13 protein-coding genes are annotated in these 14253 nt (G+C 70.3%); 7 read left to right on the top strand and 6 right to left on the bottom strand.

The window, feature by feature from the left end:
- Positions 1 to 2 precede the first annotated feature (2 nt).
- Both GJV26_RS01170 and GJV26_RS01165 read right to left on the bottom strand, forming a co-directional pair.
- Complete coding sequence (locus GJV26_RS01170; RefSeq protein WP_155706939.1) at positions 3 to 2408, bottom strand: FtsW/RodA/SpoVE family cell cycle protein; 2406 nt, start codon at positions 2406 to 2408, stop codon at positions 3 to 5.
- Positions 2405 to 3415, bottom strand: a complete 1011-nt coding sequence (locus tag GJV26_RS01165; protein ID WP_229419131.1) for a protein kinase domain-containing protein — start codon at positions 3413 to 3415, stop codon at positions 2405 to 2407. The genes GJV26_RS01170 and GJV26_RS01165 overlap by 4 nt, the downstream gene beginning before the upstream one ends.
- Before the next feature lie 198 nt (positions 3416 to 3613).
- On the opposite strand from GJV26_RS01165, the gene GJV26_RS01160 reads away from it, so the two are divergent.
- Positions 3614 to 4306: a histidine phosphatase family protein gene (locus GJV26_RS01160; protein WP_155706937.1), complete on the top strand. Its 693-nt coding sequence runs from the start codon at positions 3614 to 3616 to the stop codon at positions 4304 to 4306.
- 63 nt (positions 4307 to 4369) lie between these two features.
- On the opposite strand, the gene GJV26_RS01155 is transcribed toward GJV26_RS01160, so the two are convergent.
- Entirely contained in the window at positions 4370 to 4801 is a 432-nt protein-coding gene (locus tag GJV26_RS01155; RefSeq protein ID WP_155706935.1) for a glycine zipper 2TM domain-containing protein, read from the bottom strand.
- 167 nt (positions 4802 to 4968) lie between these two features.
- Positions 4969 to 5499, bottom strand: coding sequence for a GNAT family N-acetyltransferase (locus GJV26_RS01150; protein WP_155706933.1), 531 nt, complete (start codon positions 5497 to 5499; stop codon positions 4969 to 4971).
- A 134-nt stretch (positions 5500 to 5633) separates the two neighbouring features.
- Between GJV26_RS01150 and GJV26_RS01145 the strand changes: the two genes are divergently transcribed.
- Positions 5634 to 7073 carry a M20/M25/M40 family metallo-hydrolase gene (locus GJV26_RS01145; protein ID WP_155706932.1) on the top strand — a complete coding sequence of 480 codons (1440 nt, stop codon included), beginning with the start codon at positions 5634 to 5636 and terminating at the stop codon, positions 7071 to 7073.
- A 119-nt stretch (positions 7074 to 7192) separates the two neighbouring features.
- Entirely contained in the window at positions 7193 to 7438 is a 246-nt protein-coding gene (trbK, locus tag GJV26_RS01140; RefSeq protein ID WP_173346110.1) for an entry exclusion lipoprotein TrbK, read from the top strand.
- A 21-nt stretch (positions 7439 to 7459) separates the two neighbouring features.
- Here trbK and GJV26_RS01135 read toward each other — a convergent pair whose 3' ends face one another.
- Positions 7460 to 8344 (bottom strand): EamA family transporter, encoded by an 885-nt coding sequence (locus GJV26_RS01135; protein WP_155706920.1) that lies wholly within the window; start codon positions 8342 to 8344, stop codon positions 7460 to 7462.
- A 125-nt stretch (positions 8345 to 8469) separates the two neighbouring features.
- Between GJV26_RS01135 and GJV26_RS01130 the strand changes: the two genes are divergently transcribed.
- The 4 genes from GJV26_RS01130 (at position 8470) to GJV26_RS01115 (ending at position 13295) form a co-directional block, all read left to right on the top strand.
- Complete coding sequence (locus GJV26_RS01130) at positions 8470 to 8955, top strand: hypothetical protein (RefSeq protein ID WP_155706918.1); 486 nt, start codon at positions 8470 to 8472, stop codon at positions 8953 to 8955.
- Between the two features lie 63 nt (positions 8956 to 9018).
- Entirely contained in the window at positions 9019 to 10584 is a 1566-nt protein-coding gene (locus tag GJV26_RS01125) for a TolC family protein (RefSeq protein ID WP_155706915.1), read from the top strand.
- An 8-nt stretch (positions 10585 to 10592) separates the two neighbouring features.
- Entirely contained in the window at positions 10593 to 11969 is a 1377-nt protein-coding gene (locus GJV26_RS01120; protein WP_371866546.1) for a multicopper oxidase family protein, read from the top strand.
- A 51-nt stretch (positions 11970 to 12020) separates the two neighbouring features.
- Complete coding sequence (locus GJV26_RS01115; protein ID WP_229419130.1) at positions 12021 to 13295, top strand: voltage-gated chloride channel family protein; 1275 nt, start codon at positions 12021 to 12023, stop codon at positions 13293 to 13295.
- On the opposite strand, the gene GJV26_RS01110 is transcribed toward GJV26_RS01115, so the two are convergent.
- Complete coding sequence (locus GJV26_RS01110) at positions 13255 to 14181, bottom strand: DUF72 domain-containing protein (protein WP_155706911.1); 927 nt, start codon at positions 14179 to 14181, stop codon at positions 13255 to 13257. The genes GJV26_RS01115 and GJV26_RS01110 overlap by 41 nt on opposite strands.
- Positions 14182 to 14253 lie beyond the last annotated feature (72 nt).

Genomic DNA, 14253 nt, shown 5'->3' with positions numbered 1-14253 from the left:
GTTTACTCCTGTGGTGGTCCGGCAACGGCACTTAGCAGGGGGAGCAGGAAAAACAGCAGGTGGCTGCCGCCCGCGGACAGGAAGCTCATCGGCTGCCCCATCACCGGCAGGATCGCCAGGTTGGTGCCCCACGACAGCAGCAGGTGGCCGGCCACGAACGCCGCCCCGCCGCACAACGTAAACGCCTGCAGCCGCAGCAGCCATGCCTGCCGGAAACCGCGCGCCGCGGCGCCGGCGCGGCCGCGACGCACCGCCGCCTGGACGAGGCCCGCGACGAGGGCGGCCTGGGCGCACCACAGCAGCAGCGCCGCCAGCAGGCCATGGCGATGCAGCAGGAACGACGGCGCGAAATCGTCCTGCACGGCGGGCAGCGCCATTACGCCGCCGCCGGCTTGGCCGAGCGAGGCCAGGCCGAGCAGGCCGTCGGCCCCCAGCCAGCCGCCGGCGGCGATCGCGGCCGCGCCTTGCTGTACCTGGCGGCCCGTGTGGGGGTGGCGCGCCGGTTCCAGCCATACCTGGAACCGGTCGCCATAGAACGATGCCGGCACGTGATCGGGGCCGCCCGTGCGCAGCGTGGCGACGCCGGCGACGGCGGCCAGGGCAACGCAGCCCAGCACGCCGGCAGCCACCCAGCGCCGCGCCGCCAGCGCATAGGCGAACGCCATGGCGCCCGCCCACAGCAGCAGCAGGATCAGCGGCGAATAGTCGTCCACCTGCACCAGCGCGCAGCCGAGCAGCGCGAAAAACAGCAGGACGGGGGCGATCAGCCGCAGCCACCGGGCGGCATGGCCCGGCTGCGCGCGGTGATCGGCGCGCCAGCCCATCCGCAATGCCAGGCAGTGCGCGGCGAGCAGCGTGAGCACGAGCTTGGCCGCCTCGACCGGCTGCATGTCGAACACACCGGTCTCGTCGCCCCACAATACCTGGGCAGCGAGCAGCAGCAGCGCGCCGCCCGCGGCCCCGGCCAGCAGCCACTCGATGCGGCGCTGCGAGGCGGCGGGCGGATAACGGCGCCACAGCGCGATGGCGCCGCTGCCGATCGCCAGCAGCGCGGCCGTCTTGCCGTGGTGGCGCAGCCAGCCGGTATCCATGCCGGCCAGGCCCATGTTCAGCTGGCTGAGCAGGCCGGCGCCGGCCAGCAGCAGCGCGGCCGCGGTGGCCCCCGGTACGCGGCCGGGTTGCAGCAGCCAGGTGCCCATCGCGCCGGCGGCCAGCAGCAGCGAGCAGGCGGCGGGCGGCGGATCGCCGCCGCGCTGGAGCGCCAGCGCGGCACACCCGGCGGCCAGCACCAGCGCGGCGGCGGGGCAGTGCAGCCCGCGGCCGGCCGCCGCCAGGAGGGAATGGCGGCGCGCGCCGGCCAGCGGACCGAGGATATTGCCGCGGCGCTGCACACCCTCGTGCACCGGCCGCGCCACGGCAAGCACGGCAAGCACGGCAAGCGCCGCCGCGGTGGCGAGCACCCATGCCGCGGCGCCGCCCTGCCACAGCGCGCGCCGCCGCCATTGCCAGGCCACGTGCGGCGACAACGTGGTTTCGGGCACCGCGTGCAGCGCTACCCTGCCGGCCGGCGCCAGAGTCAACCTGCCGTCATCGAGCGCGACGCCGTAGCGGGTGCGGCCGAGCGTGAGGGCCTGCACGCCATCGAGGGTTCGTTCGTCATCCCGCAGGCTGGTGCCGTTCGCCAGCACGGCGGCCGAGCCGGCCGTCAATGCCAGAGCCTTGCCGCGCCGCGCGACCTGGGCGCCGCCGCCATCGACACCGGGCACGCCGATGCGGTTACCGCAATGCAGGTTTCCACCGAAGACCAGCGCCCGCGCGATCGTCAGCGCCTGCGGTGCCACGCGGTTCCACAGCGACACGGCATGCGCGGACCACGGCGCTTCGGGGCAGGGCGGCTGCGCGCGGCCGTCGCGGTACAGGGTCGCGCCATCGAAACGCCAGTGCGCGCGCCCATCGGTAAATGCCAGCGTACCGGCCGGCGCGCCGCCGCCATCCGGTCGCACGCCGGCTGTTTCGGTGCCCGCTGTCTCACTGCTCACTGACTCACTGCTCACTGTTTCACTGCTCACTGCATCGCTGTCGAACGTTACGCTGCCGATGCTGAAACGGCGCAGGGTTGCCGCATCGATGCTGCCGAGCCGTTCGTCGGCGCCGCCGCGCCGCAGCAGCGGCCGGGCCGGGCCGGCGGCGCCCAGGCGCCAGGCGCCGTCCACGCCCCGGCCGATGACGAGCCGCGTACCGCCGGCCCCCACGGCGCCGAGCTGCGCGGCATCGAGCGTGACGGCGCCGGGCCGGTCGAGCGAAACGATGACGGCGCCCGGCAGCCACAGCGCCGGCGCGCGCGACAATGCGAACAGCTGCAGCCCGAACAGCCCGGCCAGCAGTGCCAGCAGCAGCCGCCGGCTCATGCGCGTCCCTCCAGCGCCGCCGCGCTGCTGCGCACCAGCGCCGCACGTCCGCCCAGGCCGGCGCGGACCCTGTCCAGCATCCGGCTGATGTGCAGCGCGTTGCGCGGGCGGTCGGCGGGCTCGCGGGCCAGCAGCGCCTGCAACAGGGCGAGCGCCGGCTGGCGCGCGACGAACGGCAGCGCGCCGGCGAACGATGCCGCTTCGCCGTCGGCCAGCACGGGCGGCAGCGGGCCGTTGTCCAGCATGACGCGGGCGCCGTCGGCCAGGTGTTCGCGGTAGGCTTCGCCGCAGGCCGCGCACCAGCGCAGCTGCGTGCCCGTCACCAGGAAATAGTACAGCGCGCCCAGCGCGAAATAGTCGCTGTGGCGGCCCGTCGCATAGCCGCCACCGGGCGCCGGGAAGAACTGCTCGGGCGCCTGCCAGTTCGCGGTGCCGCAATAGCTGTGCGCCTGCGCCGCTTCGAGCAGCCGGTTGGTGCCGAAGTCGGCCAGCTTCACCGTGCCGCCTGCCGCGTCCACCAGCACGTTGGCCGGTTTCAGGTCGAGGTAGCGCCAGCCATGCTGGTGCACCTTCGCCAGCGCTCCGTTCAGCTGGCCGATCCAGTCCAGTACCTGGGGCAGGCCGGGCGCGTCGTCCCGGGCCCGGCGGCGGGCCACGTGGCGTCCCAGGTCGCCGCTCAACAGCTCGAGCGCCAGTACCGGCAGGCCGTCATGCCAGCCGCTGTCGACGAGGCGCACGATGTGCCGCCCATCCCATGGCTGCAACGCCTCGAGGAACGCGATCTCGTTGCACGCGCTGGCGATCCAGCGCTCGCGCTGGCCGGGCAAGGCGCGCGCCATCCGGTCGGCATTCACGAGCTTGAGCGCCACGTCTGCCGCGCCGGCCGGCCCGGCGGCACGCCAGATCGTGCCGTAGACGGACTCGGCGACCTGCTCGCGCAGCCGGTAGTGGCCCCTGGCGAGGGCGACGGTGGTATCGCGGGCTGGCATCGCTCCCTTTCGGTTCATGGGGGCGCTCACGGCGGCGCTCCGTGATGCCGGTTAGCGGGGGGCGGTGGAAAGCGCGGCGCCGGGCGGCATGCCCGCCGCCGCGCCACATGTGCCCGCCTGCTGAGCAAATGCGAAAATCTTCGACCGTGAATGCATTGACGGCGGCACCCGGTCCGGCCGATGCTTGCCGTTCTACTTACCTGGTGGCGCACTTCCATGCCGGCAGAAATTTCCAGTTCCCTCGAAACGTCCGGCGCGACGCAAGCGCCGCCGTCGGCGCCGAAGGCCGCCCCCGGTCCCGGCAAAACATCGCTGTTCGTCGTGCGGCACGGGCGCACCGCCCTGAATGCCGAAGACCGCTACCTGGGCGCCCTCGACCCGCCGCTGGACGAGCATGGCCTGCGCCAGGCAGCGGAGCTGGCGCGGCTGCTTCACGGCCAGGCCGACATACTGGCCTGTTCGCCCCGGCTGCGCGCCCGGCAGACCGCGGCGGCGATGGCGGCCGCATGGGGCATTCCGGTCCATTCGATCGGCCAGTTCGCGGAGCGCCATGTCGGCGTGTACGAAGGATTGACCAGGGAGGAAGCGCAGGCGGCCTATCCCGCGCTATGGGAACAGGACATCACGCGCCAGTGGGACCGCGCCCCCACCGGCGGCGAAAGCATCGAGGCCGTTTTCGCACGGGTTTCCGAGGGGCTGGCGCTGCTGCACCGCGACCACGCGGGGCGCAATGTCGTGCTGGTCGCGCACGGTTTCGTCGCCAAGGTCATCCGCGCGATCGTCACCGGCATGTCCTGGCAGGAGTTCTTCCGTTATTCGCTGAAGAACGGGCAGGTGGAACTGTACGCGCTGACACGGGAAGCGATCGCCGGATCCCCCTGGCGCGGCGGCCCGCCCGCAACGCCCTGAGCGAGCCGGCGCCCACGCAAAAAAGCCCGGCGTTGCCGGGCTTTTCGATCGCGACGAGGAAGATCAGTCGTCGTGGTGGTGACGGTGCTTGTTGTGGCCTTTGCCGTGGCCGCGGCCATGGCCGCGCGGCGCCTCGTAGTAATACTCGCGCACCACGGGGCGGCGGTCCACATACACCGGAGCCTGGCGCACGTAGCGCGGCCGCGGCGCTTCGTAGTACACCGGCTGCGGCTGCGCATACACGCGCTCCTGCCGGTAGCCGCGGTCATGGTGGCGATCGCGGTCGCTGGAGCTGATCGCGTTGCCGAGAACGCCGCCGACCACGCCGCCGACCACGGTGCCGGTGGTGCCGTTGCCGGTCTGGCTGCCAAGTGCCGCACCGATCACGGCGCCGGCGGCGGTATTGAATGCACGGTCGCCGGCGGCAAGGGCGGCGGAAGACGTCGTCACTGCGGCACCGAGCAGCACCACACCGATGATTTTCTTGATCTGCATAATATTTCCCCTGTTCTGCGCGGCACACCGGGATGGTGTCGGCCGTTTGGTATGGGTCCACTTTACCGTTTTGGCGCGGAAGAGCCAGCTATTACACAGATTATTACAAACGGAGCGCAGGCGGTAACAGTCCTGTTACAGGTGCAGGCACCGCGCGGCGGCCGGGATCACCCCCGCAGCCGTTCCCATTCCGGCCGCAACAGGCTCATGACCTGCACGTCCTGGTACCGGCCGTTGATGAAGAACGCCTCGCGCAGCACGCCTTCGCCGCTGAAGCCGCACTTCTGCGCCACGCGCACCGAGGGGACATTGCGCGGCGCGACCAGTACTTCGAGCCGGTGCCACGTATGCACGCGGAACAGGTGATCGGTCACCAGCCGCAGCGCCTCGGTGGTGTAACCCTGGCCGGCGAGCTCGAGGTCGAACAGGCGGTAGCCGATCTCGCGGCTGGTCGGCGTGCGGCTCTTGAAGTGGGTGATGACGCCGACGATGTGGCGGTACTGGTCTTCGACGACGAACAGTTCGCTGTCGTCGGTCACGAAACCATGCTGCACGAACTCCTTGCGCATCGCCTCGGGCGACTTGAAATGGCTGGAAAAATAATCCCCGCGCGAGGGCAGGTCGTTCACCAGTGCGATGAACGTGTTCAGGTCCGTGTTCAGCAGGTGCCGCACGGTGCAGAGTGGTCCTTTCAGCATGGCCACATGCTATGCGATGGCTATCCGGACGTCAAACAAGGCCTTTATTCAATAATGGCGTAATTGGTTGCTGCGCAACATTATTGGGTGATATCGTCGTGGCTTCTTGAACACGACACTCCAGGGAATATCGCATGAAGCTTCGCAAGCCAGTCCTGTCCGCCATCGCCGCCAGCCTGTTCGCCATGGGCCCGGCCCACGTCACCCACGCCGCCGACGCCAACGACGCCGCCACGCTCGCCAGTATCCGCGATACGGCGATGGGCAGCGACTGGGCTTACCAGCGCCTGGAAGACATGACGGACCTGGTCGGCCCGCGCCTTTCCGGCTCGCCCGGGGCGGCGGCGGCCGTGCAGCAGGTGGCCGATGCGATGCGCAAGCTGGGCGCGAAGGTCACGCTGCAGCCGGTCAAGGTGCCGCACTGGGTGCGCGGCGAGGAAAAAGGCCAGCTGGTCGGGTACACGGGCCGGCCGCAGGGCGTGGTGCAGAACCTGGTGCTGACGGCGCTGGGCGGTTCCGGCGCCACGCCGGCCGCGGGCCTCACGGCGCCGGTCGTCATCGTGCGCGACTTCGACGAGCTGAAGGCGCGCGCCGCCGAGGTCAAGGGGAAGATCGTGCTGTTCGACGTGGCGTTCGACCAGGGCATGGCCGATGCCGGCCTGGGCGGCCCGGCCTACCGCCAGGGCTCGGCGTTCCGGACGCGCGGCCCGGCGCTGGCGGCGGACCTGGGCGCCGCCGCCGCGCTGGTGCGTTCGGTCGGCGGCGCCGACTACCGCCTCACGCATACCGGCACCACCCGCCTGGAGGATGGCAAGCGCATCCCGGCCGCGGCCATCACGGCGGAGGATGCCATGCTGATCGCCCGGCTGGCCAGGCGCGGCCCCGTCACGATGGAGCTCGTGCTCACGCCGCAGACCCTGCCGGACGCGGACAGCTTCAACGTGATCGCCGACCTGCCGGGCACCGATAAGGCCGACGAGGTGGTGATCGTATCCGGCCACCTCGATTCGTGGGACCTGGCCACCGGCGCGCACGACGACGCCACCGGCGTGACCGCGTCGATGGGCGTGCTGGAAACGCTGAAGAAGCTGAACCTGAAACCGCGCCGAACGATCCGGATGGTGGCGTGGATGAACGAGGAAAACGGCGGCCGCGGCGGCGACACGTACCATAAGGCGAATCGCGGCGCGCTCGACAAGCAGTTCGCCGCGATCGAAAGCGATGGCGGCGTGGCGGGCCGCACGTTCGGCGTGCAGGCCGGCATCCGCCCGCAATACGAAAAGCTGTTCGCGCCGCTGCAGGCGTCGCTGGCGCCGATCGGCGCCAGCGTGCTGCAGCGCCGCGACGTGATCGGCGCCGGCGACCTGCACGCGCTGGAAAGCGATGGCGTGCCGTCGTTCACGCCGCTGATCGATTCGAGCGTCTACTTCGATTACCATCACACCCCGGCCGACACGTTCGACAAGGTCAATCCGGACTACCTGAAGCGGCACGTGGCCGTGATGGCGGCGCTCACGTGGTACCTGGCGAACATGGAACAGCCGATCGGCCGCGCGCCCGAGCAGTTCCGCTGACGCGACATGCTTGCCTGCTGCACGCGGACGCCCGCCTTGCCGGGCACAACCGTCCGCTGCTTGCCGCCGGCGTGCACCCATGTAAGAATGCCCGCCGACCAACTGCCAAAGGAAGCATGATGAACCACGTGAAACCGCTCGGCCGCCCGATCGTGCCGGCCCTTGTTTCGGCTGTTTTCCTTGCCGCGGCCCTGGCCGGCTGCGGCAAGGTGGACCCGCAACTGACGGCGCAGCAGATGACGATGACCGACGCCGCCTGCACCCCCGCCGAGATCGCCCGGATCGGGGATGGCGACGTGCGCAAGGCGTTCCAGGAACGCTGCGACCGGCGCGAGCAGTTCAAGCCGGCCGGGCCGGCGAACTGAGTTCGACCGTCATTTTCGCCGTTATTTCCCCGCGCTGGTTTTTTCTCTTCTGCCACGGCTGCTCATCGCCGCGCCCGCGGAGGCGGCGATGATCGCGCCGATCGCGCCCCACTGGTTCGGCGTGAGCCGTTCGCCCAGCAACACCAGGCCCATCAGCGCGCCGATCGCCGGCTCCGCGCTGAGCAGGATGCTGAACGTGTTGGCCGGCAGGCGGCGCAGCGCCACCATTTCCAGCGAATAGGGAATCGCGCTCGAAACGATGGCCACCCCGAGGCCCAGCGCCAGCACGTGGGGCTGCAGGATCGCCGCACCCGCATACGCGAAGCCGAGCGGCGCCACCACCACCACGCCGATCCAGATGCCGCACGCCGAAGCGGCCGGCCCGTGCACCATGGCGGCCCGCTTGCCGGCCAGGATATACACGGCCCAGCAGGCGCCGGCGCACAGCGCCAGCGCGATGCCGCGCCAGTCCAGCGCCGCCGCGTGGCGGTCCAGCGGCAGCAGCATCGCCAGCCCGCCGATGGCCAGCACGATCCACAGGAAATCGCTGCGGCGGCGCGACGTGAACACGGCCACCGCCAGCGGGCCGATGAATTCGACGGCGATCGCCACGCCGAGCGGGACGTATGCCAGTGACGAGTAAAACGTCAGGTTCATGATCCCCAGCGCCACGCCGTACACCGCCAGCGCATGCCACTGCCCCTTGAGCCGGACGCGCCACGGCTTGAACACCGCCGACAGGATCAGCGCCGCGAACGTGAGCCGCAACGCCGTCGCCCCGGCAGGGCCGATCACGGGGAACAGCTGCTTGGCCAGCGAAGCGCCGGCGGTCAGCGAAATCAGCGAGAGCAGCAGCGCGGCGAACGGGATGGCGTCGGAACGGGGCAGGGAGGCGGAGTGCGGCATGGGTTCCTGTTGTGGACTGCGGCCCGGCACGATGCGGGAATCGCCCAGTATACCTGCCGCGCGGTGCCGCGCGCACCTCCCCGCAACCTCGCGGCCATGGCCGCGCCCGTGCTACCATGGCGGCCATGAAAGCGCTGCTTCGTACATTGCTGCTGTGGTTCCTGCTGGCCGGCGTGCCGTTGCAGGGTTTCGCCGCTGCCACGATGCTGTTGTGCGGGCCGGGATTGCCAGCCGCCGCGCCTTCCGCGATTGCGCCAAAGCTGCCGGCCGCCATGCAGATGGACAGCCATCACGAGCATGATCACGATCGCGCGGCGATGCCGGCCGCGCAGCACGATTCCGTGGAGCGGCAGGTCTCGCACGACCGGCCCGCGCATGACTACCCAGGGCACGACTATCCCCCGCATCCCCAGCCCGACGCTTCGCATGGCGATCACGTCAAGTGCGCCAGTGCCGGCGCCTGCTGCACGGGAGCGCCGCTGGCGCCGTCGTTGCCGGCCGCGCCGCCGCTGCAGAAAGGCCGCTGCGCCACGGTTCCCTTCGTTGCCGCGGCCCCGGCCGCCGTCGACCTGGCAGGCCTCGAACGGCCCCCGAAGTTCCCGACTGCCTGAAGCAGCGGCCCATGGCCGTTCCCGGGCCCGCGTCGCGCGGGCCGTTCACGCACGAGGATCACAATGAAATCACCGACAATGGCCGCCGCCAGGCGGCTGGCTGCCCCGACGCTGGCGCTGGCGCTCTCCGGCTGCGCCGCGTTTTCCCCCGATGGCGGCATGGATGCCGTCGACCGTTCACTGCAGGCCAGGGCCGGCGCCCCGGCGAAACTGCTGCGCAACGACGCGGACCGCCGCGCGCTGGCGGAGCAGATCAGGCCCATGCTGGCGCACCCGCTGACCGCTGACGACGCGGTACGCATCGCGCTGCTGAACAACCGCGCCCTGCAGGCCACCTACTGGGAGCTCGGCATCGCCGAGGCCGACCTGGTACAGGCCGGCCGCCTGCAGAACCCCGCCTTCGGCTACCAGCACAAGCAGGGCGGCGGAGCGACCTCGATCGAACGCTCGCTGGCGTTCAACCTGGCTGGGCTGATCACGGCGCCGCTGGCGTCGCGCATCGAAGGGCGACTGTTCGAGCAGACGAAGCTGCGAGTCGCCGCGGAAGCGTTCAGGGTGGCATCGGACACGCGGCGCGCCTGGTACGAAGCGGTGGCCGGCGCCCAGTCCGTCGACTACGCAAGGCAGGTGGCCGGTGCCGCCGATGCCAGTGCGGACCTGGCCGCACGCATGCGCAATGCCGGCAACTGGAGCGCCTACGACCAGGCCCGCGAGGGCGCATTCCATGCCGATGCGATGGCGGACGCGGCGCGCGCTTCGAAGCATGCCGCCGCGGCACGCGAGCGGCTGACGCGGCTCCTCGGCCTGTGGGGCGACGATGCCGGCTACCGGCTGCCCGACCGGCTGCCGGACCTGCCCCCCGCGCCGCGCGACCTGGCGGACGTGGAAGGCACCGCGCTGCGCGAACGCCTCGATGTGCAGGCCGCCACGCAGGACACCGAACATACGGCGGCTTCGCTGGGCCTGACGCGCGCGACCCGCTTCATCAACGTGCTGGAGCTGGGCGCGGTGCGCGAGCGCGACGGCGGCGAGCCGGTGCGGCGCGGGTATGAGCTCACGCTGGAAATCCCGCTGTTCGACTGGGGCGGCGCCCGCACGCGGCGCGCCGAGGCGGTCTACATGCAGTCGGTGAACCGGCTGGCCGAAACGGCCGTCAATGCGCGCGGCGAGGCGCGCGAAGCGTATTTCGCCTACCGCGCGTCGTACGACCTGGCGAGGCATTACCGGGACGTCGTCATCCCGCTGCGCAAGCAACTGTCGGACGAGACGCTGCTGCGCTACAACGGCATGCTGCTCAGCACCTTCGAACTGCTGGCCGATGCGCGCGAGCAGACGGTGGCGGTTGCGGCCGCGATCGAGGCGCTGAAGGAATACTGGCTCGCCGACGCCGACCTCGAAGCCGCGCTGGGCGGCCGGCTGCCGGCGGCCCCGGCCGCACCGGCGGCTGCACCCGAACCAGTACCCGCACCGGCACCAGTACCGGCACCAGCACCGGCACCAGCACCGGCACCAGCACCGGCACCAGCACCGGCACCAGCGCCGATGCAGCAACACGACCACCAGCACGATCACCAGCGCGACCACGGCCAGGGCCAGGAAAGCGCGCAGAAACACGGAGCACACCAATGAATACGCCAATCAAATCGCGCCGCTCGTTCCTGGCCGGCGCCACCACCCTGCTGGGTGCCGGCATGGTCAGCCGCGCCGGCGCCGCATCGCTGCCCGAGGCGCCGGTGGGATCATCCGCCGCGACCGCCGTGCCGCCGCCGCCGCCGAACGGCCGGCCGTACAATCCTGTCGTCACGCTGAACGGCTGGAGCCTGCCATGGCGGATGAAGGACGGCGTCAAGGAATTCCACCTCGTGGCCGAACCTGTGGTGCGCGAAGTGGCGCCCGGCATGCTGGCCAACCTGTGGGGCTACAACGGGCAGAGCCCGGGACCGACGATCGAGGTGGTGGAGGGCGACCGGGTGCGCATCTTCGTCACCAACCGGCTGCCCGAGCACACCAGCATCCACTGGCACGGGCAGATCCTGCCGAACGGCATGGACGGCGTCAGCGGCGTGACGCAGCCGTCGATCCAGCCCGGCAAGACGTTCGTCTACGAATTCGTGGCGAAGCATGCCGGCACGTTCATGTACCACCCGCATGCGGACGAGATGGTGCAGATGGCGATGGGCATGATGGGCTTCTGGGTCACGCACCCGAAGGATATCCGGCGGCACGCGGTCGACCGCGACTTCGTGTTCCTGCTGGGCGCCTACGACATCGAACCGGGCAGCTACACGCCGAAGGTCAACACGATGCTGGACTTCAACCTGTGGACCTTCAACAGCCGCGTGTTCCCGGCGATCGACCCGTTCGTGGTGCGGCAGGGCGACCGGGTGCGGATCCGCGCCGGCAACCTGACGATGACGAACCATCCGATCCACCTGCACGGCCACACGTTCGAAGTGACGGGCACGGATGGCGGCTGGGTGAAGCCTTCGGCGCGCTGGCCGGAAGTGACGGCCGACATCGGCGTCGGCCAGATGCGCGCCATCGAATTCGTGGCGGACAACCCGGGCGACTGGGCTTTCCACTGCCATAAATCGCACCACACGATGAATGCGATGGGGCATGACGTGCCAACGCTGATCGGCGTGGATCACCAGGGCGTGGCCGAGAAGATCAACAGGCTCGTGCCGGGCTACATGGTGATGGGCGACAAGGGCGGCTCGATGGGCAGCATGCGCATGCCGCTGCCCGAGAATACCTTGCCGATGATGACCGGCACCGGCCAGTACGGCGAGATCGAAATGGGCGGCATGTTCACGCTGATCAAGGTGCGCGAAGACCTGGCGCGCGGCGACTACCGCGACCCCGGGCACTACAGGCATCCGAAAGGCACGGTCGCCTACGAATGGACCGGCGAGCCGCCGCCTGCAACGCAGGCGCCCGGCATGCCGGCGCTCGCGCCGGCGCAAGGCAAGCCGGTCGACCTGCGGCGCGGCGGCGGGCACGACCACCACTGACGTGTGCAGCATCGGTGGTGGACACCAGAGGGCGCAGCGGCCCCGGCCCGCATGCTATATTCCCTGCCGATGCCAGCCCACCTCGACTCCTTCACCCACCCCTTGCGCTACCTCGCCAAGTGGTTGCTGGTCTCCCTGCTGATCGCCGCCCTGGCCGGCACCGCCTCGGCCCTGTTCCTGCTCTCGCTCGACGCGGCGACGGCGTACCGTGAAAACCATCCAGGGATCATCTGGCTGCTGCCCCTGGCCGGCTTCGCGGTGGGCTGGGTCTACCTGCGCTGGGGCAGCACCGTGGAGGCGGGCAACAACCTGCTGATCGACGAAATCCACGATCCGAAAAGCGTGGTTCCGTTGCGGATGGCCCCGCTGGTGCTGGCCGGCACGGTGATCTCGCACCTGTTCGGCGCGTCGGTGGGCCGGGAAGGGACGGCCGTGCAGATGGGCGGCACGCTGGCCGACCAGCTGACGAATGCCCTGAAGCTGCAGACGCAGGACCGCCGCATCCTGCTGATGGCCGGCATCAGCGCCGGCTTCGCCTCCGTGTTCGGCACACCGCTGGCGGGTGCCATTTTCGGCCTCGAAGTGCTGGTGATCGGCCGCCTGCGCCACGACGCCATCTTCCCTTGCGTGGCGGCGGCGATCCTCGCCGACCAGGTTGGCCTGGCCTGGGGCGTGCATCACACCCATTATGCGGTTGCCGCGGTACCGGCCCTCACGGCGTGGACGATCGTCGCGGTCGCCGTGGCGGGCATCGTCTTCGGCCTGGCGGGCAGGCTATTCGCCGGCGCCACGCACCGGCTGTCCGCCTTCTTGAAGCGGCACGTGGCCTATGCGCCGTTGCGGCCGCTGATCGGCGGCGCCGTCATCGCCGGCGCCGTGTGGGCCGTCGGCACGCAGCGTTATGTCGGCCTCGGCATTCCGGTGATCGTCGAGGCATTCGCGCAGCCATTGCCCGCATGGGATGCGCTGGGCAAGCTGGCGTTCACGGTGGTTTCGCTGGGCACCGGCTTCAAGGGCGGCGAAGTGACGCCGCTGTTCTATATCGGCGCCACGCTGGGCAACGCGCTGGCGCCGCTGCTGCACCTGCCGTTCCCGCTGCTGGCCGGCGTGGGCTTTGTCGCGGTGTTCGCCGGTGCCGCCAACACCCCGCTGGCCTCCACGGTGATGGCGCTGGAGCTGTTCGGTCCCGCGATCGGGCCGTATGCGGCGATGGGCTGCGTGGTGGCCTACCTGTGCTCCGGCCATGCCGGCATCTACAAGGCGCAACGTGGCGCGAAGGCGCCGTTCACCCGGGATCGGAGGGAGGACCGCGCCGGGGATCGATGAGCGGGGCGAGTCCGGCATCCGCGCCGAGGCGCGACATCAGCCGGCGCGCGTCGAACGGCGCATGCACCTTGATGTCGTTGTCGAAGTAGCAGAAGACGTCGCGGCCGGCCCGCCTCGGCGGGGCCGCCGATGCGATCAGCCTGGCGTCGTCGGGCTGGCCTCCGGTGCTCCATGTCTTTATCCTGCGCGCCCAGTGGTCGAGCGCCCCATCCGTATAGCCGCCCGCGTACAGCTCTTTCTCGCCGTGCAGCCGTATGTACATGAAGTCGGCCGTCACATCCTCGTAGCCCGGCCACTTGCCGGCCGTGTCGGCCACCACGAGCGCCACCTTGTATTTGCGCAGCAGCTTCACGAATGCGGGGTCGCCGAAGCTTTCGTGGCGGATCTCGAGGGCGTGCCGCAGCCTGCGCTTTTCATCGATCTCCAGGTATGCACGGCCCGCCATGCGCGGTTCGTGGCGCCGCGCCATTTCCAGCGCCGCTTCCGTATCGTGCGGCAGCGCGCCGAGGAAAGCTTCGAGCACTTCGGCATCGAACTGGAAATTGGGCGGCAGTTGCCACAGGAACGGTCCGAGTTTTTCACGCAGCGCCAGTACGCCGGAAGCGAAGACATTCGATAGCGACGGGGCGGGATCGCGCAGCCGGCGCATATGCGTGATGAAGCGGTTGCCCTTGTGCGAAAAAATGAAATCCTCGGGGGGGGCGTCGTACCACGCCCGATAGCTTTCCAGCCGCTGCAGCGAATAGAACGAGCCGTTGATCTCGATCGTGGGCAGCGCGCGCGAAGCGAAATCGAGCTCGCGCGCCTGGGCCATGCCCGCCGGGTAAAAGACCTTGCGCCAGGGTTCGTAACGCCAGCCGGAGATGCCGATGCGCAGATGTGCCATGGCCCGAGTATAGGAGAGCTCGGCGGGAGGCGGCGCATGATTTCGGCAACGTGGCGGTCGGGGCCGGCCGGG

This window comes from Pseudoduganella dura (assembly GCF_009727155.1).
In the GTDB taxonomy this organism is placed as follows: Bacteria; Pseudomonadota; Gammaproteobacteria; order Burkholderiales; family Burkholderiaceae_D; genus Rugamonas; species Rugamonas dura.
Note: the sequence above shows the minus strand (reverse complement) of the source record. Positions and strands in the feature narration are given on the sequence as shown.